General features: G+C 43.2%; 19 protein-coding genes. 6 read left to right on the top strand and 13 right to left on the bottom strand.

The features are described 5' to 3' along the window. The first annotated feature begins 216 nt into the window (after positions 1-216). Positions 217-552, top strand: a complete 336-nt coding sequence (locus Q0081_RS10910; RefSeq protein ID WP_298352718.1) for a glyoxalase — start codon at positions 217-219, stop codon at positions 550-552. A gap of 4 nt (positions 553-556) precedes the next feature. Here Q0081_RS10910 and Q0081_RS10915 read toward each other — a convergent pair whose 3' ends face one another. From Q0081_RS10915 to Q0081_RS10930, 4 genes are all read right to left on the bottom strand, one after another. Continuing rightward, the gene (locus tag Q0081_RS10915) at positions 557-2617 is read right to left on the bottom strand and encodes a hypothetical protein (protein ID WP_298352721.1); all 2061 of its coding nucleotides are present in this window, start codon (positions 2615-2617) and stop codon (positions 557-559) included. Between the two features lie 93 nt (positions 2618-2710). Further along, complete coding sequence (locus Q0081_RS10920) at positions 2711-2935, bottom strand: hypothetical protein (RefSeq protein ID WP_298352724.1); 225 nt, start codon at positions 2933-2935, stop codon at positions 2711-2713. A gap of 145 nt (positions 2936-3080) precedes the next feature. Beyond that, the gene (locus Q0081_RS10925; RefSeq protein ID WP_298352726.1) at positions 3081-3434 is read right to left on the bottom strand and encodes a hypothetical protein; all 354 of its coding nucleotides are present in this window, start codon (positions 3432-3434) and stop codon (positions 3081-3083) included. Between the two features lie 104 nt (positions 3435-3538). Continuing rightward, positions 3539-3889: a DUF6249 domain-containing protein gene (locus Q0081_RS10930; protein ID WP_298352729.1), complete on the bottom strand. Its 351-nt coding sequence runs from the start codon at positions 3887-3889 to the stop codon at positions 3539-3541. A gap of 134 nt (positions 3890-4023) precedes the next feature. On the opposite strand from Q0081_RS10930, the gene Q0081_RS10935 reads away from it, so the two are divergent. From Q0081_RS10935 to Q0081_RS10945, 3 genes are read left to right on the top strand one after another with little or no spacing between them, the layout of a single operon-like run. Continuing rightward, positions 4024-4608 carry an RNA polymerase sigma factor gene (locus Q0081_RS10935; RefSeq protein ID WP_298352733.1) on the top strand — a complete coding sequence of 195 codons (585 nt, stop codon included), beginning with the start codon at positions 4024-4026 and terminating at the stop codon, positions 4606-4608. A 1-nt stretch (position 4609) separates the two neighbouring features. Then, on the top strand, positions 4610-5095 hold the full coding sequence (locus tag Q0081_RS10940) for a hypothetical protein (RefSeq protein ID WP_298352736.1): 486 nt from the start codon (positions 4610-4612) through the stop codon (positions 5093-5095). A gap of 49 nt (positions 5096-5144) precedes the next feature. Further along, positions 5145-6572 carry a pyridoxal-dependent decarboxylase gene (locus Q0081_RS10945; protein WP_298352737.1) on the top strand — a complete coding sequence of 476 codons (1428 nt, stop codon included), beginning with the start codon at positions 5145-5147 and terminating at the stop codon, positions 6570-6572. 10 nt (positions 6573-6582) lie between these two features. Here Q0081_RS10945 and proB read toward each other — a convergent pair whose 3' ends face one another. Beyond that, the gene (proB, locus tag Q0081_RS10950) at positions 6583-7614 is read right to left on the bottom strand and encodes a glutamate 5-kinase (RefSeq protein ID WP_298352740.1); all 1032 of its coding nucleotides are present in this window, start codon (positions 7612-7614) and stop codon (positions 6583-6585) included. A gap of 162 nt (positions 7615-7776) precedes the next feature. Between proB and Q0081_RS10955 the strand changes: the two genes are divergently transcribed. Both Q0081_RS10955 and Q0081_RS10960 read left to right on the top strand, forming a co-directional pair. Further along, positions 7777-8055, top strand: coding sequence for a type II toxin-antitoxin system RelE/ParE family toxin (locus Q0081_RS10955; protein ID WP_298352743.1), 279 nt, complete (start codon positions 7777-7779; stop codon positions 8053-8055). Between the two features lie 28 nt (positions 8056-8083). After that, positions 8084-8413: a HigA family addiction module antitoxin gene (locus Q0081_RS10960; RefSeq protein WP_298352746.1), complete on the top strand. Its 330-nt coding sequence runs from the start codon at positions 8084-8086 to the stop codon at positions 8411-8413. A gap of 3 nt (positions 8414-8416) precedes the next feature. Here the strand turns inward: Q0081_RS10960 and Q0081_RS10965 are convergent, their stop codons facing one another. The 8 genes from Q0081_RS10965 to Q0081_RS11000 form a co-directional block, all read right to left on the bottom strand. After that, positions 8417-10192 (bottom strand): metallophosphoesterase family protein, encoded by a 1776-nt coding sequence (locus tag Q0081_RS10965; RefSeq protein ID WP_298352749.1) that lies wholly within the window; start codon positions 10190-10192, stop codon positions 8417-8419. A gap of 56 nt (positions 10193-10248) precedes the next feature. After that, positions 10249-11895, bottom strand: coding sequence for a glycerophosphodiester phosphodiesterase family protein (locus Q0081_RS10970; RefSeq protein WP_298352752.1), 1647 nt, complete (start codon positions 11893-11895; stop codon positions 10249-10251). 353 nt (positions 11896-12248) lie between these two features. After that, positions 12249-13598 (bottom strand): PhoPQ-activated pathogenicity-related family protein, encoded by a 1350-nt coding sequence (locus Q0081_RS10975; protein WP_298352754.1) that lies wholly within the window; start codon positions 13596-13598, stop codon positions 12249-12251. A gap of 152 nt (positions 13599-13750) precedes the next feature. After that, the gene (locus tag Q0081_RS10980; RefSeq protein WP_298352756.1) at positions 13751-15022 is read right to left on the bottom strand and encodes a hypothetical protein; all 1272 of its coding nucleotides are present in this window, start codon (positions 15020-15022) and stop codon (positions 13751-13753) included. A 69-nt stretch (positions 15023-15091) separates the two neighbouring features. Beyond that, positions 15092-16729 carry a SusD/RagB family nutrient-binding outer membrane lipoprotein gene (locus Q0081_RS10985; protein WP_298352757.1) on the bottom strand — a complete coding sequence of 546 codons (1638 nt, stop codon included), beginning with the start codon at positions 16727-16729 and terminating at the stop codon, positions 15092-15094. 24 nt (positions 16730-16753) lie between these two features. After that, positions 16754-20164 (bottom strand): SusC/RagA family TonB-linked outer membrane protein, encoded by a 3411-nt coding sequence (locus Q0081_RS10990; protein WP_298352760.1) that lies wholly within the window; start codon positions 20162-20164, stop codon positions 16754-16756. Positions 20165-20253: 89 nt separating this feature from the next. Continuing rightward, positions 20254-20775, bottom strand: a complete 522-nt coding sequence (locus tag Q0081_RS10995; RefSeq protein WP_298352763.1) for a DDE-type integrase/transposase/recombinase — start codon at positions 20773-20775, stop codon at positions 20254-20256. A gap of 10 nt (positions 20776-20785) precedes the next feature. Continuing rightward, positions 20786-21154, bottom strand: coding sequence for a hypothetical protein (locus tag Q0081_RS11000; RefSeq protein WP_298352766.1), 369 nt, complete (start codon positions 21152-21154; stop codon positions 20786-20788). Positions 21155-21437: the final 283 nt, after the last annotated feature.

Here is a 21437-nt window from a genome sequence, read left to right on the forward strand (position 1 = left end):
GACCATAATTTACAAAAAGAACCGATACTTTGATGTCCAGAGATTATTTCCTGAACTTTCTCTCGTTTGAACTCCTCACTGAATATCCGCCTTTGACGAATCTTTAAATTTGTACTTTTATTAGGCCTTGAATTTTGTTCGCTCATAAAATAAGTTGATTTTACGTCAACCTATTTTAGGTAATGACAGTTTACAAAAATTAAGCATATACCCTTTATGGAAGCTATAATTTCCCCCGCCGAGTATTTTCAAAACGAAGTACTGCGGCCCATCTTAAAATCACAGAACGAGTTGCTTATTGCGATGTTCCGGCATCAAATCAGTAAGCGAAAGACTAATTTTGATAATTTTTCGCCCGAAGACCAATTCATCTACATCGAACAAACCATTCGTAAAGATTTGAATTTCAGAAGCTTACTATTAGGCACAATCGTAGGACGACTGACACACCAACAATATGATGCTTACTCCCTACAGGAAGAAGAATTGAACCGTCGTACCATCAATATGCTGATTCAACGGCTTCAAAGCCAGTTGGTTAAGCGAAAATAGAAGGTCAGGGAGTAATCACACATTTGGAAAATGAACTGGGCTGCCATTCCTTTTTCCAGCCTCGTGTCGGCGTCATTTTTCGGGCAGCATTGAGCAAACCGGATTTATTGGCTTGAAAAGGGATATAACGTTGAGTCAAGTTATTGGGCGAAGAATCCGTCAATTTCATGGAGACATTGCTCCAGTTGAATTCGACAAATTGAAGAAATTTTTCAATGGAAGTCCGCAAAGCAGGCTCCTTATCGAATCGGTTTGCCGTCATATACACCGACGAGCCGTTGGAGGCTGATACAGTAGTTTGGGTTTGCAATAAATTGTTGCCTGAAAAGTTTTTGAATTCGTATCGCTCGCCTGTGGCAACCCCTTGGGTATCAGCTACATTTTGTTGGTCAATAATCCAGTTAAATTTCCAAAGGATGTTGGACGCTTTGCATGATTCTACAATAAAACCATTGTAAAGCGTGGAGGCTTCTTTGTATTTATTTTCTCGACTTTCAAAAGCTGCATACGTCCCTGATTCTTGCGTAATCGCGCCTATTTTTGCGTTTCCCATGGCAAATGTTACTCCCGTTCCTTTGGCCAAATGGAGTTTTTCAATCGTCAAATCAGCGTTTAACGGCTGTACATAGTTTCTTTTAGCAGGTATATGACTGATAAACGTTCCGACGCGGTGGCGACCGTCGGGAACGTCTTTGAAACCGAAATAGAAACCATCACCATAAAATTTAAGGCGAACGTCGGTTTCCACTTCATCAAATACTGCCCCTGTGATGGCTTTGTTGAGCCACAGGCCGGTTATATCGCTGGCAGAAGATTCGCTCATAAAAGCCGAATTGGTGTTCTTTATCAATAGCTTTTTGACGTAAAAACTGCTTTTGGGGCTTTTGTAAGACGTCCATGTATGTTTGGAACCTACCCACGAGAGTTTTTTTTGCAGCATCGTAGGATACGCTCCCGCATCGGCTACGCTTGGTTTGCGCAAGGCTCCGTCCATGACATAATTGTCTATCCGAACATGATTAGGGGCCTGCGTATAAAGCACTATCGCGCAGGGATATTTGGCGTATAGATTTTTGATATACAGACTGTCTTTGCGTTTATGCACGGTTGGATCCACCTGATTTTCAAACGTAAACGTATAAAAAGGCTTTTCAATAGGGGCATCGCCCCAAACCTCGTTGTCTTGTTGGGCATACAGGGAATCAATAATGACAGCTCGGTGAGCGCCTCGGACATTGACCCCCCAAATCGCAAAATCATCCTGCCGAATATTCAGGTGGTTAAAACCGTTGATTTCGCGAAAGGCTTTTACCGTAATTCGGTCATAGCCTTTATCCTGTTCATCGTTGCGGGTGAAAATAGTAATGCCGCACATGGGCATATTGCGAATCGTCACCGAACCCATCACCAGTTTCGATTTTGGGTTATTGGAAGGGGAAATGATGTGTAAAAAAGCTTCACCTCCCTGACTTAAAGGATTGGAAATCTTTACATTGGCGGCGTTGCCATCCAAAGTAAGCGCACCTGCTAAAGTAAGTTCTGGAATATCTTCCAGTTGAATAACCTTAATGCGATTGAGGCCATTTTTCGCTTGTAACGTTGTATTTTGGAAGTGAAAATCGACCCGCTTTGGGTTGGCAGATTGCTTTGGAGTAATTGTAACGGGTTCCATTTGATAGGTTTTAGCCCCAAAATTAACCCGTTCACAAGCGGATAGTGCTAATAGAAGTGCTTCATTAATACTGCCCGAAGAAGTGGAGGAAGGCAAAAACCAATCTATATTGACCCCATCCTGGTAATCAAAAATCCGTTTAAATCTTCCAGATACTGCACGATTGGCGCTGCTTACAATCGTTCCAACGTTGGGTTCTGATTCCTTATCTTCGGTGTCGTAGTGCCAATCTCCCTGTTTGCCTGCATCCGTTATGCGATACGTTTTTTTAGGCGAAGGATTTGACAGCGTAATCATGGTACGCAGCGTAGTCACCTCTACTTGTGCCCGTATCAATTGACCGTTGAGAACAAATAGAAGGGTTACTGCTAAAATGTGTACGACAGATTTCATGGGAACAAAAGAGTTATTCCCTCTATTAACTCCAAAATCTCCCGATATTATCTGTTGGGCACTAAAAAAATGAGGTCTGATTACAAAATATTCCTAAAGACCCAGAATTTCGATGGCAGCGTAAAAAACAAGGCAAATTCCAACGGTGGTAAGGGAATACATGACGGCATTGAAGGAAGCGCCGTTCATGTACAAAATGTATTGAATGATGAAACCAAGACCCAATACGGCGCCTCCAATGCCCCCAATGATGAATCCTCGCTTTCGGCGTTTGGCGTAATAAGCTTCTTTTTCAGTAGGAGTGTCAAACAATTTCATGTAACTTAGGTTTAGTAAAGTCTAATTAATTCTTTTTATTGTTCAACAAAAATGATTTTTGTCATTTTGTTAAACGGTTGATAATTAGATAATTACTAAAAATAAGTTGATTCAATTCTTTAATAAGAGCCTAAACAACACCAAACTATTTTTTTCTTAACTCCCACCAAGTCCACATAGCACCTAAAAAATCGGCGATACCCAACGGAATCAAGGCAGGTTGTGCAAAGCCCAGCAGGACAAATGCGATAAAAGAAACCAAAACAAGGCAGCGCGTCAGAATGGAGATACGCAGAAAAGGCTCGTAATTACTTGGAGCCCCTGCCACATAATAAAGCCCAATGTTGAAAACCAATATTCCCACTACTCGAATATAGACTTCCTGAGTAGGCAGAAGAAAAAAAGTTTGAAGCATAAAATTGGGAAAGAACGTAATGAGAAAGCCTAATCCCAATAAATAATAGCCGAAGTAATAAACGGATTTTGCAGCGCGTGTCATGGAAATAAAGGGTTTAAGTAGTTGATAGTCAACAAATATAGTAACGTTCAACTACTTAATCAATCATTCGGATTTATTCCTGATACGAATGTGTCATCAACTGATTATTCCTCCCTTTTTTTCTCATTCCGCATCTGAATCACGTAGGAAGCAAGCAAACCCGCTCCACCAAAAATCATCACCAACGAGATTTGAATTCCATCCCCGAAAGAATCATTTGTAAAGGGAGCTAAAATTGTGCCTATTAATAATCCTAATCCAGCTCCCACTACCAATAACCCAATCCGAAGTGTATTGTCTGGACTGATACGTCGGCGTTTTTGATTTTCAAGAGGGTTAAGCCCTTTGGAAATCATGGCCATTCGTTCGATGTTTTCGAAATAGCGTAGAAAAATAATCATTGTCAAACCGCCCACAATGGCGACAATCGGAACTGCAATAGCTGCTGCGTGCATTTTTGTATCAGTTTAAAGTAAATGTTTGGTTCGTTTTGGCTATATGATGCAACCTACCCAACTATAGGTTACAGGGAACTTTAAAAATTATTCAGGAAAAAAAATCTTAACTTCGTTGTAACCTGTTTTCCTCTTTGTGCATCCAATCCATTGTGAATGAACATCAGAAAGATATAGTCATTATTGAGCGAATTAGGACGGGCGACAAGTCGGCGTATCGAGACTTGGTACAGCGTCATAAGGATTTTGCTTTTACGGTGGCCTATCGCATTCTGAATCACCGTGAAGAGGCCGAAGAAGCAGCGCAGGATGCGTTCATGCAGGCATTTGGGGCGTTGAAAGATTTTAACCGAACTGCTAAATTTACAACGTGGTTTTATCGAATTGTGTTCAATGCTGCCTTGGGAGCCAAGCGCCGACAAAAGCCTACGGAAACGATCACAGAAACTCACGCGTTGGCCTTTTCAGTGATGGATACGACGCAGGGAATTCACAAAAAAGAACGTTTTACCCAAATTCAATACGCTTTGGCACAACTTTCGCCGGATGATGTGACAATGATTACGTTGTTTTATCTCAAAGAGCATTCGTTGGAAGAAATAGCCGAGATTACCGCGATTTCTTCGGAAACTATCAAAGTGAAACTGCACCGTGCCCGTAAACGACTGGCGGATGTGCTGCGGTCGCAATTGGGGGCTGAAGTAAAAAATTTGTACTGAAATGGACTTACTGACCAACGACGAGATATTTGAGGTACTGGACGGAATAGCCCCTGCGGCAGTTCGCCAACGGCATCAACAATTGATGACGATGGATGAAAACTATCGACTGTACTTCAATGAGTTGCGCGATTTGCACGAAGGCTTGGCGGTACTACCGCTGGAAAGCCCTTCTTTAGCTTTTGAAACTAAATTGATGAGCAAGTGGGAAACTGCTCAATCCATTTACAAGATACCTGTTCTGCTCAGAATCCTTCCTTTCGTTTTAGCCGGTGTAATGGTACTGGTACTGATAGGTACTTTTATTTTCTGGAGATTACAACCTGCAACTGACAGTGGGGCAGGCAATGTGTATGAAGATTTTTTGAAGAACATTGACCTCAAAATGATTCAGAGCCTGTTACTCCCTATCAATTCGTTGCTTTTGCTCCTGATTATTGAACGAATAGTGAAGAATCGCTGGAAACGACGTTGGGGACAGGCTTGAAAAGCTGGCGGTGTTTTGCCAACTTTGCAGTTTCCAAAAGTCATTTTCCGTGAATCTACAACAAGCTTATTCGGCCGAGACGTTTCGTCAGGATGCTCACAAATTGGTGGATACCTTGGCTGACTATCTTCATGCCGCCCAAAGTCAACAGTTTGAAACCGTTATTCCTTATCGGTTGCCCGAAGATAATCTTCGTTTTTGGCAGGAAGATTTACAACAAGGCATTGGCGATTCAACTGCCCTGTTTGAAGAAATCATTTGCCAATCCAATCATTTGCATCATCCGCATTACATGGGGCATCAAGTGTCGCCGCCGTTGCCGATTGCTGCCTTAGCCGGGCTATTGACCGGGATGCTCAACAACGGGATGGCCGTTTATGAAATGGGTCTTGTTTCCAATCCTTTGGAACGAATACTGAGTGATTTACTGGCCGAAAAAATCGGGTTTACTTCTCAATCTTCCGGATTATTAACTTCGGGCGGAACCTTGGCCAATTTGACGGCTTTACTCTCGGCCCGGGCTGCCAAAGCCCCTACCGACGTTTGGGAAGACGGAACAGCTGGGCGTTTGGCCGTTATGGTTTCTGAGGAAGCTCATTATTGCATCGACCGTGCCGCAAGAATTATGGGAATGGGAAGTGAGGGCATTATTAAAATTCCGACCAATGCCCGTTTTCAAATGCGAACGGAGCTTTTGGAAGTGCATTACCAACGAGCAAAAGAAGCAGGTCTGACGGTCATTGCAGTCATAGGCAGTGCCTGCTCTACTTCAACGGGGTCGTATGATGACTTAATTTCCATTGGTGATTTTTGCCAACAACATAATCTGTGGTTTCACGTAGACGGTGCTCACGGAGGAGCCGTTGTTTTCTCCGAAAAATATAAATCGTTGGTCAAAGGAATAGAACTCGCCGATTCGGTTGTCATAGATTGGCACAAAATGTTGATGACACCCGCTTTGGCTACGGCTCTGATTTTCAAAAACGGCGAAGATTCTTTTCAAACCTTCCATCAAAAAGCGCAGTATCTGTGGGCAAACCAAGGCTCCCACGAATGGTTTAACTCAGGAAAACGGACGTTTGAGTGTACCAAGCTGATGATGAGTGTCAAAATTTATTCTATTCTGAAAACCTGCGGAGAAGGCATTTTTGCCGAAAATGTAAATACCCTGCACGATCTGGCGAAGGCTTTTGTTGAAATCCTGAATGTTAATTCGGCGTTTGAATTGGCCATTGAGCCACAAAGCAATATTGTTTGTTTCAGATACGTAGGGGAGGGGAGTAGCTCCGAAAACTACAACACACTCAATGCAACGATTCGGCAGCGACTTTTGGAAGAAGGAAAGTTTTATATTGTGCAAACCACCTTGCGTGAAAAATTGTACTTGCGGGTATCGCTTATGAATCCACTGACAACGGTCCGGGACTTGAGGGCATTGCTGGAAGAAGTTGAGAAAATAGCAAAGGAAATGGGATAAGCGTTGGAGGCTAAAGCAAGACAATGTCATTGGCATTAGCCACTTCAAAATTTTGTGTTTTAAGGTTTTGAGAGATAACAACCGAAGATTCTCTGGCTTTGGCTACGGCAAGTAATGCATTGTTTACATCCAGTATTTCCACGACTTCTCCTGCTTCAAAATCACCTTCTACGGTTTTGATACCTACCGCTAAAAGGCTTTTTCGGTTTTGGAGCGCCTGTCCGGCACCAGTATCAATGATGATTCGTCCGGCTACCAAACTGCCGCTGCCAAGCCAACGGTTGCGAGCCGAAATGGCATTTTCCTGCGACGCAAACACCGTTCCCGTTTCTTCTTTGAAGGCGCGCAAAATACCATCCGGTTCGTTCATTCCGAAGATAATGGTCCGGATTCCCATGCGCGTGGCCAGTTTAGCAAAAGTGAGTTTGGAAGTCATCCCACCCAATCCCACGCTGGATTTATCGCTGCGAACGTACTGAAATACGTCATTGACCTGCGAAACGGAAGGGATCACTTTTCCTTTATCGTCCAGCAATCCGCCCACCGACGTGCACAGCATCAACGTATCTGCCCCAAAACCAACGGCAATGAGCGTTGCCAACTCGTCGTTATCCGAAAATTTTAATTCGTGACTGCTTACTACGTCGTTTTCGTTGACAATGGGAATAATTCCGTTTTTCCATAGCTCCTGAAAAGTGTCTTTCATCTGCAAAAACTGGTCGCGGTTGGCAAAATGCCCCCGTTCGCACAGACTTTGCGCTACCGGAATATCGTAAGGAGAAAAAAATTGAGCGTATTTATTCAGAAGCAACAAATTGCCGATGGCGGCTGCGGCTTTGCGTTGGGTGATTTCGCCTGCGTAGTCACGGATGTACTGTTTGCCCGCCGCCACTGCTCCTGATGACACAATCACTAAATGGTATTCGGTATACAACTGCGCCACTTGTCGCGCTATCTCGACCATCACCAACGGATTCAACTCACCATTGGCCTTGGTAATGGCCGCACTTCCAAATTTTAAAACTAAGATGGATTTTGACATAACTCGTAATCTTTGCGGCAAAGTTACGAAGGTCACGGGCTTACCCAAATTTCAAAGGAGAGGAATGGCTATTAATGAGGAAGCGGAGTAACTAAATGTAAAAAAATTAAGCATTGAAACAGATTATTTGAAACGCATAACGTTATGTGTTATGTTTGTGTAATGATAGATAGTTTCCAGCATAAAGGTTTGCGACTTTTTTTTGAAAAAGATGAGTCTTCAAAATTGCAACCTCATCATATTGAGAAGATTCGTCGTATTCTTTATCGCTTAGATGAAGCCCAAACTATTGAAGATATGGACATCGTTGGTTGGGGCTTACACCCGTTGGTAGGTAACTTAAAAGGGTTTTGGTCTGTTAAAATTAATGGGAATTATAGAATTATTTTCCGTTTTGAAGACGGAAATGCGTATGATGTTGACTACATTGATTATCATTAAAAAGGAGGAAAATAAGATGAATAGAGGCATGAGACCACCACATCCCGGTTCGATGATACGGGATTTGATAGAAGGGATAAAGGAAGAAACAGGGCAAGAGTTAACCATTCGGCAGGTCGCAAAAGGATTAGGGATTACACCTAAGACTTTATCTGGTATTCTGAATGAACATCAAGGTATCAGCACCGAAATGGCTGTTCGTTTATCAGAGGCTTTTGGCTCAAAACCTGAATTTTGGTTGAAATTACAACGGGATTATGAACTTTGGTACGCCGAAAAGAAAGTAAATAGAGCTGCCATTGAGCATTTTTTGCCATTGCCAAAATCAACGCCGGAAGTGACTCTACAAACAGCTTAAAAGTTACTTGTTTGTCTTCACAATCGTCAACTCATCTTTGACTTTACCCTCTACATCAAGGCAACGATATGTTAGCTGATTATTATCAATCCGAATGTGCTGATACACAGGGCCGCTTTGAAAACGAGCCGCTGCGTAGTCTTCCTCAGACCAGTTTTTGTGTTGGCTCGGGATGCTGATTGAAATCGTATAAATAGTGCCTTTGTCGGGGGAAGCAACGGTCTTTTCGGCAAAAATCGGTTTGCTGCGCATGTAGTAATGAATGTGTCCGCTCATGACCATGTCCACGTGATAACGGTCAAAAAGGACTCCCCACTCTTTGCGAATTTGGGCGTAATCCTCTTCGAAATTGTAGGGCGGAAAATGCAGCATCACAAACTTCCATTTGGCTTTCGAATTGGCCAATTGTTTTTCAATCCAAGCGGTTTGTTCGGTGTTGGAAAAAGTCCCGTCAATCATGACAAACAACGCATTTTGGTAGTGAAATGAGTAAGTGCGTTCAGTTGGCAATTTTTCAGGGCCATTGCTTGGAAGGCTAAATAGGTTCTGATACATCGCTGCTCCCAAACCGTCCTGACTGTCGTGATTGCCGGGAATGGGCATTAGCGGTTTTTGGCTGAAAATTTGCCCCGAATGATGAAAAAACTCGTCCCATTCGTCGCGGTTGAGTCCGGTACTGACCAAATCGCCGATGATGGAATAAAAAGAAATTTCGGGGTGACGGCCCAATGTTTGACGCGCCATGTTACCCCAATCGGGTGATTTGTGGGTATCGCCAAACCAGATAAAGGAAAACGCTTCGGGCGTCGCTGCCTGAGTTTTGAAAGACGCAATTTCGGACCAAGCACCTGTTGTACCAACCCGATAAAAATAGGTGGTAGCCGGTTTCAGTTGAGTAAGATGCGCCGTAAAGCGCTGAACATAGCGGTCGTTGGGCAACAGGCGATCTTCCATTTTGAAACTCGTGGCAGTAGCCGTGAGGGTATCTTTAGCAGCTTCTGCCCAATAGATTACCGTGCCGTTTTTTACTTCCTGTTTGTTGCGCCATTGAATGTCCATCGTTGTGGTCGGGTCACTGCTGATGGTTAGCATGATTTGGTCGGGACGATTGGTCGCAGGATAGAGTGTTTGACGGAAAGCCCCCATTAAATGAGCTTCGCGGGCGCGACCTCGAACAGTGGTAAACAAGGTTTGACCTATCAAAGATTCAGATACTTCGGAAAGGAGCAAATCATCCCAATCGTGGTACGTAAAAGCACCGACCTTCATTTGTTGGAATTGTTGATTTTCGGGAAATACGTTTGAAATGACCGGTTTATCTCCCTTTTTTTGCGCTCCTACACTCAGAAAATACACAGGGCGGTGTTTGTCAAAGCCGTTGATTCCCAGTTCAACTTTGCCTGTGTCATATTTTTTTTGCCAAACATCGTAGGTATATTCTTCGTTTTTAACGAGCATGGCGGTTTTCTGAAATCCACTTTTTTCAAGCCAAAACGGAAGTGTTTTTTGATTTTGGTCCCGCATCAGAGAAACGACAACGGGCACGCTTACGTCGAATGTCCAATAACGCGTGGCTAGCGTTTGTTTTTCATCTTCCGAAAGAAAAGGAAGAATGTAGCTTTCAGAAATGGTGTCGAGTTGAGCAGATGTTAGTTTTTCGTACAACCTCGTAACGACACCGTCCATTACTTCGTGAACCGAACTTGTAGGTTGAGTGGTAGTGCAGGAAACAGCACTGATAAACAACAGAATACTTGCTAAAAATGGGGTGGATTTCATTGTCATTACTGTCACCGCTGCGTCTTTGCGAGGCTTGCCGCAGCGGTGGCTTTTATTTATTTAGGAGGATATTGCTTTTCCAGCCACGCGATCATCTTGGCAAAAACATCAACGGCAGCGGAGGGACTCATGCCGTGTTTTTCTTTGGGATACAATTCCAATTGGGTTAAAACTCCCAGTGATTGTAGTTTTTTGTGCAAATTTTCGGCTTGACTCACGTTTACAAGCGGGTCTTCCACTCCATGAAACGAAATCGTGGGCACGGCGCTTTCTTTGGTCAAATGAAGCAATGGACTGGCATCAATGCAAATTTGCGATTTGGGATCAGCATCTCCCAAAAATCGGATAACGGTATTGTTGGCGTCACTGCCATCGGCACGTACTGATTTATCCGTCAAATCCGTAGGGCCCCAAAGATTAAGTACGGTTTTTACCTGTTTTTTAGGGTCGTGTTTATACGCATAAAGCAAGGCCAAATGGGCACCCGCGCTGCCCCCTATGAGGGCAAATTCATTGCCGTTGAAACCATACCTCGCCGCCTTACTTGATAAAAAGGCAAGTGCTTTTTTGATATCCTCAATTTGAGCAGGAAACAGATTTTTTCCATCTTTTACCAAACGGTAGTTAATAGACACCACCATGTAGCCTTTTTCTCCTACCAAATCGTCAATGAGTTGTTTGGGAAATTCACTTTTGTCACCTCGGTTCCAAGAACCGCCGTGGATATAGACGACTAACTTTGTGTTGCTGTTGTGGTTGTCGGGATAGTACGCATCTAATAGATTATCCTTGCCTTCGGCATCCCCGTACGAAACGTCCATCAGCGATTGATAAGTTGGTTTTTTAGGAACATTCGCCGCATTTTTGGCTACGCCATCTCGCCAATTGTTCTTTTTTAAATAATTGACCAAGTCTTCCGGATGATCGGTTTGGACTCCGTTTACTCCTTTTTGTAAAGCGCTGTCCCATGCCTGCGGTCCTTCGGAGGGACTTTGTACATCCAACCAAACTCCTACACCCTCATTTTGGGCAATTTGGACCATTTCTTGGTCGTAGATATTGTCTAACGCTTCAATTTTGACTTGACCGAGAAAAAAACGCAGTTGGTCTTTGTTCTTTACATCGTCAATCAGGCTCGTCATCAGCGGCATTTGAGGGGCCACATTGCGCCACTGCTTATAACTTGGTATTTTGTTCAGATAGACAACTACCTGATTTTCCATGCCCTCCGCTTGGATTTGCTTCCAGGTTTCGGCTGCGTCGGCATCTTTGAAATCCAGATAAATATTGATTCGATTTTTACACAGTTTCAATACCTCCTTAAACTCAGGAATGCGGTGTACCGTTGCATCGGTAGGCTTGCTGTTTTTTACCTGCAATTTTTTGAGCTCAGCCAATGACTTTTCGTTGACTTTTCCCGTACCGTCGGTCATGCGGTCAACGGTATCATCGTGCTGAACGACCAAAAATCCGTCTTTACTGGTTCGCAAGTCAACTTCTACGTAGTCTGCGCCACTTTTGATGGCTTCTTCGTAGGAAGCTAAGGTGTTTTCGGGCACATTCACATGGTTGCCTCGGTGAGCAATCACCACAAATTTATTCTTTGAGGCTGGCAAAGGAGCAAGGCCATTCTGGGCAAAGCTACCCAAAACACTCAACCCGCAGGCAAAAACCAATATGAAATTTGTAAATAATCGTTTCATTTTTCTCCCGAACAGTTAGTCAAAAAAACAGATTTTAGTATAAGAACAATCTTCCAATGGATTAGAAATAAATTACTTTGTGAAGAAAAAATGGGTGGATAGCTCTACACTTTTAACCTTTGAGGTGTCATGACGGTTTGCTGCTCATTTTCATTGAGGAGCTGGTTGAAGTAATGCTCCAGAATAGTTGAATATTCCGGAGACATTTCTTTTTCTCCCAGCCCGGCCAGCAACTCGTCAAGCTCCTCTTTTGATAACTCATTGCTGAGCAGCTTGTCAATTAGGTGTTCGGGACGGGAGCGTATGGGTTTAGTATCTGTTTATAATACGCTCAAAATGGCTGAAAAGACTACTTAAAGCACTTTTTTCTGGTTTGTGACAAATACGCGGGTACTTACTGTATAAGTGCCACCGTTAGGATTTTTGTATTTCAAATCCACATAAAAGGCTTTGTAGCCCGTAGCTGAATACGTTTCTTTTAACTTAATGTTGGAGGTGTTAGAAACACCCAAACTCTTGCTTGTCCATTTGTCGTTTCTGAAATCACGGTCGGTAGAGGTAGTTGTCCAAAGAATAGCATCTACCAAATCCGCACTTTCCGTTTTGACATTCAGATCCGCTGATTTTTTGCTTGATGAAATTTTCCAAGTAGGCAAAGGATAGGTTTTATTATCTAATGTCGTACCAAAAAAGGCACTCAGGGCTTCCAAAGCCTGTGCGCCGCCACCCAAATCGTGTCCTGCGTTTGGCACATAGTGAATCATGTTTTTGCCAGGAATTTGGTCGTAATAATGCTTGATGGCGTCTACGGTCCAATATTCATCGTTAGTGCCGATGAAAATCATTTTTGGAACCGTCAGTTTAGCCCGGTAGGAGTAAGGATCAACCATTGTGGTGATGGCATTTCCTTGAGAAGTGTTGGCCGTTTGTGGAATTTCAAGCTTTACATAATCTCCAATTTGCTCGCTGTATGCCCCGTACGTTTTCAGTTGATAATCAAGCGTAGCTGGCATGTTAAGCATGTCAATTACCATCGGCCCGATGGCTTTTACCCGGCTATCGTCAATGGCTGCCGTGAGCCAAGTCGTCCAACCGCGTTTGGAAGCGCCCGTTACCAAAAAGTTATTTACATCGTGTTTCAGGTTCTGTTTGGAAAATGCCTGAATCGCATCCATAGAGCGTACGGCGCTTTTTACCATTGGAAAAAGCAAAGGCCACGAATAATCACCGTCTTTTTTGAAGTTGTGAAGGGTATAGGAAATCAACGCATCTTCGGTCAACTTGCCAAACAGGGGTTGGTTGGGAGCTTGTTTCAACAATGCTACAATGGCTTTATTTTTGGTAGAGATACCTGCCAGTGGAAGCCAAAATTTGTCTTTGTCGCTCCAGTTAGGTTGTTCGTTTTTGTTAGAACCTCCCGTAATGAAGAGCATAGCACCGTCGTGCAGATTTTCTTTGGGAACCAGTACGGTCAATTGGTGACGCCAAACAATCCCTCTCCAGGTCTGAGAAGTAAGCAACAAATTATAGCCCGTCACATCACCCATGGGAAATGTGTCTTTCAACTCCCATTTGAACGTGTTGTCTCCGTTATTGATATAGCTTTTGAGGGCAGTCTCGGGCGTGATGGCCTTTTGCTGGGCTTTGAGTTGTAACGTGAAGGCAAAAAAAGTAAGGAATACAATAAAAGAGGACTTGCGCATGATAGTGAATTGAATGTTGAGGAAAGAAATAAACAAGTGAGCAAAATTGCAAATGGGCAAAAATGGAAGTCGTCTATTAACGACGTATAAACTAAGTATGTATTTTTTAGCCGGACACATTTACCTAATAACGGTTAACAATTAACGGTTTTTTACTCCGGCTTCGGGCTTTCTTTCACAAGCTTAAGAGCTTGCTCGATGTAAATTTCGCCCGTCATTTCACCCAAACTCGTGCGACTTACGTACTCGTATCGTTTGAAACTGTTGAAATCTACTTTAGTAAGCATATAGCCATACGCATCGTTGGTCAGTCCAAAAAGGAAGGGCAATTTGGTATTCATGTTACGTTTTACATAGTAACCAATATTAGGTAACGCTTCTCCCGGGATGGTGAGAATTTGAGCGGGGCCAATGTTTAACAGGTTCAATTGTGTACTTACAGAATTGTCTTTGGCGTTGGGATGCTTGAGCGGAGAATTTTTAAGAATGAATTTCATCATTTCAGATTCTACGGGAAACTCCAATTTTCGGGAAGTGCAATACAACGCCGGATTTTCCAAAACAGGAGCCTCATTCACAATTCGTAAGGCTTCGTCGGCCAACAGTTCTCCGATTCTGATACATTCTTCCCACGTATTGGCTTCTGTATTGGCTTCGCGGCGTGTATCAGCCGTTACCATGCCTCCTTGGGCACCGTTCATGAAAATGGCCATTCCTCCTGCTTTAGCTTCGATGCGATCGTACAGAGGCCCGCACAAATCAGGACTTATAATGCCTCTTCCTGACCCAATCACTTCGGGGTGAATGGCGTAGTTAACCAGAGTGACAATGTTCTTGCCTTTGTTGGTGCCCGTTGTTGCAATGGCTTGAATAATACCGCAACGAGGGTCATACAAAGCGGGCGCGTAGTAGTTGTAGGCAATGCTTCCTTTGGCTTCTCCCACGGCGATTTTCAGCGTTGCAGGTTCGAGTTTGGTAATTGCTTCATTGACTGCATCCGCGATTTTTTTGACACAATCGTCTAAATAAGTTAAGTCAGCAGAAGATTTGCCGGTTTGGTCAGGAAACGCGTAGGCATCAGGCCCGCTGTGGGTATGAGTACAGCCAATCAACACATTTTCGGGCGGAATACCTTTGATCAATGCTCTGGAACGATTTCCTAATACTGACGACCAGCCCAAATTATCTACGCTTACAATGGCGATACGCGTTGGACCTTTTTCCAAGACCAAGACCCGCGCAAATAAGTCTCCCTTTTTTTCGGTGGTTTTTTTAGGAGTGCCAATGCCTCCTGAAGCGGGCAAAAGCGGATTGGGAGTAATTACCTGTAAAGCAGTTCCAACTTTTAACGTTTGAGAATGTCCCGTGAATGCAACGGCACACAGGCAGAAAATGATGCTGAGAAATAAGTTGTATTTTTTCATTTTGGAGATAATAAGGGTGGAAAATCTTCCACCCTTATTGTATAGTAATCAAATAGGAACCTTAAAGATTTACCAAGGTTTGCCGGTACCTTGAATCACCCACGGCTTTGACCAAGGGCTATTTTTTCCATCAATTGTTGAGTACGAAGTTGTTTCCAACTTGCTCATCGCCGACTCGGTATTGGTTTTATTCAAGTTACGTTCGTCGAGCATGTAGTAAAACCGAACCGGCAACACACTGCGTTTTGCCTGTGGACCTGCTTTGAGCTCAGGGAAGCCTGTTCGGCGATAATCGAACCAAGCTTCCTGAGCTGCTGTCCAGCTTGAAATCCATTTTTGTTCAATGATTTGTTTCAACGTGCCATTGTATTTTACGTCAGCTCCGGCAATATAAGCAGCATAACTGCTTGTAACTCCCCACGTATCCATTGAGGCTTTTACACCTGCTTCGTAGTTTGTTTTGGCATCACCCGCAGCCCAACCTTTTAAGGCTGCTTCGGCCAAAATAAAGCGTACCTCTGCTGCTGACATCAGACGGGATTTTAACAAAGGTCCTTTGGCTTGTCTGTAAATATCATTAACCCAAGACACGTGCGGATTATTAGCACCCTGTTCGGCAGTAGGGCTGAGGTTATAAGAAGCTCCTCCCACGATTGCAATCGGCAAACCTACGTATTCATTTGTGTTGTATTCTTTACCTGCTACTTTGTCGGGAGAGAGATTGCGTTTAGTACCATCAATCTTGTCAGTGCCTTTAGGAAGAGATGGATCCACCACAATCTGTATTTTTACTTTATTGGCCCAAATGGCCAAACGAGGGTCTTTTAAAGCGAGTAATCTATCGACAAAAGGAGCCGCCATTTTAATTCGGCGGTAGTTGCTCTCGCTGGCATCGTAGATGGCGTTGGAAGGCCAGGAATCAGCGTCGCTGTTTCCCGCAAATGGCATGGCGGCATCGTCGGCAATGGCCGTAATAATGGGGTATTGCGTAGCGTTGGCAACAATTTTTTCAATCCCCGCTTTTGCTACGTCCGGTTTCTTGCCTGAAATACGCATGTAGTAACGCAAAGCCAAAGAGTTAGCCAATTTTCTCCATTTAGCTGGTGCGCCCTGGTAAAACACATCGGCAGTTCCTACGGTAGCGGTATATTCAGTTGCGTTTTTGGAGAGCAGTGTATTGGCTTTCTCTAAATCGGCTAAAATTCCCGTATAAATAGCTTCCTGTGAATCGAAGGCGGGGAATGTGTTTTCAGCACCGCCTACGGCGCCCTTCAAAGCGGCAGAATAGGGCGCATCTCCCCACAAATCAGTGATAAGACCATACATCATAGACTTCATCACTAAAGCAATGCCTTGGTGCAATTCTGAATTGATGGCTACGCCACGGTCATTCACGTATTGATTGTTGCGCAGGATATCGTAATAACCCGTCCAGCTTTGACTGCCGCCCCAATCGTACTCGTTGTGGCCACCGCTCCAGCCATCTTTTTGGGTATGTTGCATCACCCCCGCTATGTCTTGATATCCTAAGTTGACAAATGCTTTTCCCGCTTCTGTCAGTACAGTGGAAAGTACCAAATTGGGGTTAGCATTGTCGGGGTTGACCCCGTTCGGGTTTACGTTCAGTTCTGTTAAATCCTTGCAGGAAAATACTGTACAGGAAAACAGAAACGCGAAGCATGTGAATTTAAATGTATTGAGTTTCATTGCTTTAATGTTGTTTATGTTCTCTTAAAAAGTTAAACCTAATTTAAATCCGACAGGAATCACCCAAGGATTGACATTGTAGCGCTCAATTCCTTGTTTGAATTGGCTTCCTCCCTGTACACCTGCTTCGGGTTGGAACGCATTTTCGGGGTCAATGTTGATTTTAGCAGCAGTCCACAAAATGATGTTTCTACTATACACCGAGAAGTTGGCGCTTTGTACACCCACTCTTTTCAGGAATTTTTGCGGTAAGTCGTAGCCAACGGTGATTTCTCTCAATTTTAGGAAAGAAGCATCGTACAAAAATGCCCTTGTGAAAGACCATGCCGTACTTCCCGCAAAAGGAAGAATGGTAGTCCCCGCACCGCCCAAGTTTTCTTTATAACCGGTTGGGTTTCCGTTTGCATCATAACCTGTTGCAATGACACCGGGAATAAATACACCGCCGTGGGGCAATGTGTAAGGGCCATATTTGAAAGGATAGCCGCCGTAATCAGGGGTTGGACCGCCTACTAATGGGAAGTAATTGCCGTTGATTCTGATAAGTTGATCTTGATTGGCTACCAAGTAGTCACGCAATGCCTGCCCGGTCAGTCCGTTAGGATTAATGAGTTTGTCTAAGAAAAGTTGTGATTGACCATTTTCTTCGCCGTAACGGTAGGTTTGAGACACAAAATCTCCGCCATTTCTCCAGTCAAATGACAGGCTCAAACTAAAGCCTTTGTAAGAAACGGAGGTCTGCATTCCCATGATAAACTTAGGGTTGAAGTTACCAATCTTATTTTTGGTATTGATGGCATCAATGGATTGCCATTTGCCCGTTTGATCCAAGATCGGATATCCGTAGTAAGGAGATTCCTTGTTTTCAACGGTTACGATTTTGGCATCATAAATATCTCCGATTTGCTCCCCTACGTACGTCCATGCACCTCCTTTGGCATCCTGCCATAAGGTGTAGTAGGGTAAGTCATCCGATAGCGATTTGATAGTGGTGCGGTTGCGGGTCCAGTTGGTGTTCAAATCCCATCTCCAATTGTTTTTGTCAATAATGGTCCCACCCAAGCTCAATTCAAACCCTTTGCTTACTAACAAACCGGCGTTGATGTTTTTGGATGAATAGCCCGATGAAGGCGGCAATTTGGCACTTAAGATTTGGTTACGGTTTTCAACCATGTAATACGTACCGGAGAAACGCAGACGGTTTTTGAATAAATTCAAATCAATTCCACTCTCGTAAGAGGTTACAATTTCAGGTTTCAAATCTGAGATAAGGAGTGTACTGGGTGAAGAAAGACGGGGAATACCATCCCAAGTGCCTGCATTGCCCAACGTTCCGAGTAACTGATAAGGACTCGCGTCATTACCCACTTGAGCAAACCCTGTTCTGAGTTTCAACATGCTGATTTGCGTTGGCAGAGGTATCATTTCGTTTACCAACAAACTCAAAGAGGCGGATGGATAAAAATAGGAACGATTGGCAGCCGGCAACGTACTAGACCAGTCGTTACGGGCCGTAATGTCCAGGAAAATCATGTCTTTAAAGCCCAGATTAGCCAATCCATACACGCTGTACATAGCGCGTTGAAACCAGCTGCTGTTGTAATCTAAGTTGGCAGGAGCAATGTTTTGGATGTTGTATACTCCCGGTACAATTAAACCCGTGCCGTTTTTAGTTGCATTGGTGACATTGGAACCTCTCTGATAACGCGAGTTTCCTCCCACTGAAACAGAAAAATCAAAATCTTTGAGGTCTTTTTTGTAAGTGGCTAAGAAATCGGCATTTCTTTCAAAATTGGCAATGTTGATAAGCCCATACGCACCGCGAGGATCATTGGTATAGCTATTGGCTATTTTCATCTCACGATTCTCGTTGTAAGTATCCAATGCATATCTACCCATGATACTCAACTCAGGGGTAATTTGCCAATCGGCTCTTACGTTTCCAAAAATACGATCCCGAACAAAGCTGTTGTTGACTTCATTCGCCAAAAAGTAAGGATTGTTGTAAATTCCTTTGAATTGAGAACGTTGTTGAAGCCCTTCCTGACCCGGAAGCCAGTAATTTTCTAAATCTTTAATATCAGTGTGCGGAGAAACGGCATACGCCCATTGAAGAGGGTTGGTACCACGGTTACCAGCAGGACGGTTATTAGAATTGGAACGGCTCAAATCAAGGTTGCTGCTTACTCTCAATTTTTCGCTAACCTTTACGGAAGAGTTTAAATTAAACGTGTTTCTGAATAAATCAGAATTAGGAATAATTCCTCTGTTCTGCATGTTTGAATACGACAACCGATAGCTGTAATTGTCATTACTGTTGGCTACCGATACGCCGTTGGTTGTCGTAATACCCGTCTGAACAAAGTTTTTGACGTTGTTAGGATGAGATACCAAAGGCATCTTAATGGGCTTTCCATTGGCATCAAGCGGGCTGTTCCACTGAACTTCCTCGTATCCTTTGTCCAGAGCCGCACCGTAAGTGGCACCTACGTTTTCCTGAATCAACCCACCGAATGGATTGGTAAGCGGGTTGCCGCTGACAGAGGGCGGAATGGCCGAAAATTGGCCTGGGCCAAACTGCGTTTGCCATTTCAAAAATTTAAACGGTTTATCAAAAACCGTATTAGAGGTAATTGAAACAGTCATTTTTTTAGCCTTTGAGCCGCTTTTTGTCGTAATCAATACTACTCCGTGTCCTGCACGTGAGCCATATAGCGCGGCAGCACTTGGACCTTTCAGGATAGAAACGCTTTCAATGTCATCTGGGTTTAGGCTGGAAATGGAGTTGCCGAAATCGGCACGGTTATCGTTTCCTACCTGGCTGATGTTGTTCAGTGTATTGGCCAAAGGCACGCCATCGACAACAAAAAGCGGCTGATTATCGCTGCCCAGTGAAGTAGCTCCCCGAATTACCATACTTACTGAAGAACCTGTTCCACCGGTAGAGCTTACAGTAACACCGGCCACCTTACCTGACATAGCGTTCAGGACGTTTTCCTGCGCTACTCGGCTTAGTTCTTTTCCGTCAATTTTACCTACGGAATAACCCAGCGATTTTTCTTCCCGTTTGATACCCAAAGCCGTTACGACGACTTCTTTCAGGTTTTCTGCACCGGGAGTCATTGTCACATCAACTACGCTTCGGTTGCCAACCACTATTTCGTTGGGGTCGTAGCCCACAAAAGAAAAAACTAATGTTGAATTGGCACCGGTAACTTCAATGGAATATGCACCCAATGAATTGGTACTTGTTCCTTTTTGAGTGCCTTTCAGTATAATGTTTACCCCCGGCATCACTGTTCCATCTTCTTTGGAAGTAATTTTTCCTGTCACGGTTCGAGTTTGAGCCCATGTCATGGAGGCACATAAACCCATTGCCATAGTCAGAGAGACTAATCGCCTCAGCGTCTGTTTAAGAGTAGAGTTGTCATTCATAATTTGATTTGGTTAAGCAGTTATTTGGTAACATGGATACTGTCATTACCTAAAATAGGTTGACAGGTTTAGATAAAGATTCAATATAGTTAAAATTGTAATATACATTGATTTGGGTTTATATTTTTTGATTCATCACAAGTCCAAATAGGTAGTTTTGGTCTTTTGTCGAGATTTAGTTCATTGAAGTACTGTTCAAACGAGCAAGGAGTGATACCATCAAGAGCCGAGTGAAGTCGGTTGTTATTGTAGGTATGAACTGCCCTTTTTAGGTCTTTTTTTAATTGTTCAAAATTGGTAATATTCCAATGTCTAAGGTATTGGTTTTTAATTGTTCCATTGACCCTTTCGATGTGAGCATTTTCATAAACTTCATTACACATACTGATGGCAATTTTGGCATCAACTAACAATTGAGTGTACTCATCAGAAATGTACTGTCCCCCTCTATCTGAATGATGGATAAGTTCGGTAAACTTATGAGTATTTCTGACTTTGAAAGCCATTTTTAAAGCGTTTACATTATTTTCGGCTCTCATATTGTCAGCTACTGAAAAGCCAACGATTTTACGGGAATAAACGTCCATAATAAAAACAATGTAAAAAAACATTTCACCCACCTTAAAATAACGGGGCCGCCCGTGCGGTCAAATCACTTGTCCATAATTGGTTTATATTAGTTAAAACTTTACCAACTAAGAGATTTTTGTAGCGACTATATGGGCTTGAAAATGTCGTCTTGATTTGATTTTTAAAGGCTTTTACACGAAAGCCATATGTCAAACCAATGCTTACAAAAGCATCTCTACCAATATCTTGTGGCTGATAAAACTCATACATCGTTCGTAAACCCATGGCAGGGTGTATCTCACGAATTTGAAGAATTAACCCCACTATTAGGTACTCTTTTAATGTCCACTTTTGCTCTCTAATTAGGCTTTGATGATGTGCTTGACGACTGATTTTGCAAAGTAAAAACAAGTCGGTCATACTATGACCATGGCTATTTAGATTTAGTCGAAAATATTCTAAAGTGTCGGTTTGTAATTTTTTTTTATATCTATATCCAACTCTTTTGAAGCTAATTCAATTAATTTTTCTAAGTAGTCTAAAGCTAATTATTTTTGACCTAAATGACGTTCTAAGTTCGCAATACGTGTTTGTAATTCTTGCGTTTTACTGGCTTCTGAATCTTTTTGTATGACCATCGTCGTTCCTTTTTTGTGTGCTGGTGAATATTGATAAATCCAATTATATACTGCTGCTGGAGTTA

The sequence above is a fragment of the Runella sp. genome, assembly GCF_027484545.1.
GTDB lineage: Bacteria > Bacteroidota > Bacteroidia > Cytophagales > Spirosomataceae > Runella.

What these genes read in the sequence shown, in the direction of transcription:
- Q0081_RS10960 (WP_298352746.1), top strand. Translation starts at nt 8,084, where the DNA reads ATGAGACCACCACATCCCGGTTCGATGATACGGGATTTGATAGAAGGG.
- Q0081_RS10955 (WP_298352743.1), top strand. Translation starts at nt 7,777, where the DNA reads ATGATAGATAGTTTCCAGCATAAAGGTTTGCGACTTTTTTTTGAAAAA.
- Q0081_RS10975 (WP_298352754.1), bottom strand. Translation starts at nt 13,598, where the DNA reads ATGCGCAAGTCCTCTTTTATTGTATTCCTTACTTTTTTTGCCTTCACG.
- proB (WP_298352740.1), bottom strand. Translation starts at nt 7,614, where the DNA reads ATGTCAAAATCCATCTTAGTTTTAAAATTTGGAAGTGCGGCCATTACC.
- Q0081_RS10990 (WP_298352760.1), bottom strand. Translation starts at nt 20,164, where the DNA reads ATGAATGACAACTCTACTCTTAAACAGACGCTGAGGCGATTAGTCTCT.
- Q0081_RS10910 (WP_298352718.1), top strand. Translation starts at nt 217, where the DNA reads ATGGAAGCTATAATTTCCCCCGCCGAGTATTTTCAAAACGAAGTACTG.
- Q0081_RS10965 (WP_298352749.1), bottom strand. Translation starts at nt 10,192, where the DNA reads ATGAAATCCACCCCATTTTTAGCAAGTATTCTGTTGTTTATCAGTGCT.
- Q0081_RS10970 (WP_298352752.1), bottom strand. Translation starts at nt 11,895, where the DNA reads ATGAAACGATTATTTACAAATTTCATATTGGTTTTTGCCTGCGGGTTG.
- Q0081_RS10940 (WP_298352736.1), top strand. Translation starts at nt 4,610, where the DNA reads ATGGACTTACTGACCAACGACGAGATATTTGAGGTACTGGACGGAATA.
- Q0081_RS10915 (WP_298352721.1), bottom strand. Translation starts at nt 2,617, where the DNA reads ATGAAATCTGTCGTACACATTTTAGCAGTAACCCTTCTATTTGTTCTC.
- Q0081_RS10980 (WP_298352756.1), bottom strand. Translation starts at nt 15,022, where the DNA reads ATGAAAAAATACAACTTATTTCTCAGCATCATTTTCTGCCTGTGTGCC.
- Q0081_RS11000 (WP_298352766.1), bottom strand. Translation starts at nt 21,154, where the DNA reads ATGACCGACTTGTTTTTACTTTGCAAAATCAGTCGTCAAGCACATCAT.
- Q0081_RS10930 (WP_298352729.1), bottom strand. Translation starts at nt 3,889, where the DNA reads ATGCACGCAGCAGCTATTGCAGTTCCGATTGTCGCCATTGTGGGCGGT.
- Q0081_RS10920 (WP_298352724.1), bottom strand. Translation starts at nt 2,935, where the DNA reads ATGAAATTGTTTGACACTCCTACTGAAAAAGAAGCTTATTACGCCAAA.
- Q0081_RS10995 (WP_298352763.1), bottom strand. Translation starts at nt 20,775, where the DNA reads ATGTTTTTTTACATTGTTTTTATTATGGACGTTTATTCCCGTAAAATC.
- Q0081_RS10925 (WP_298352726.1), bottom strand. Translation starts at nt 3,434, where the DNA reads ATGACACGCGCTGCAAAATCCGTTTATTACTTCGGCTATTATTTATTG.
- Q0081_RS10985 (WP_298352757.1), bottom strand. Translation starts at nt 16,729, where the DNA reads ATGAAACTCAATACATTTAAATTCACATGCTTCGCGTTTCTGTTTTCC.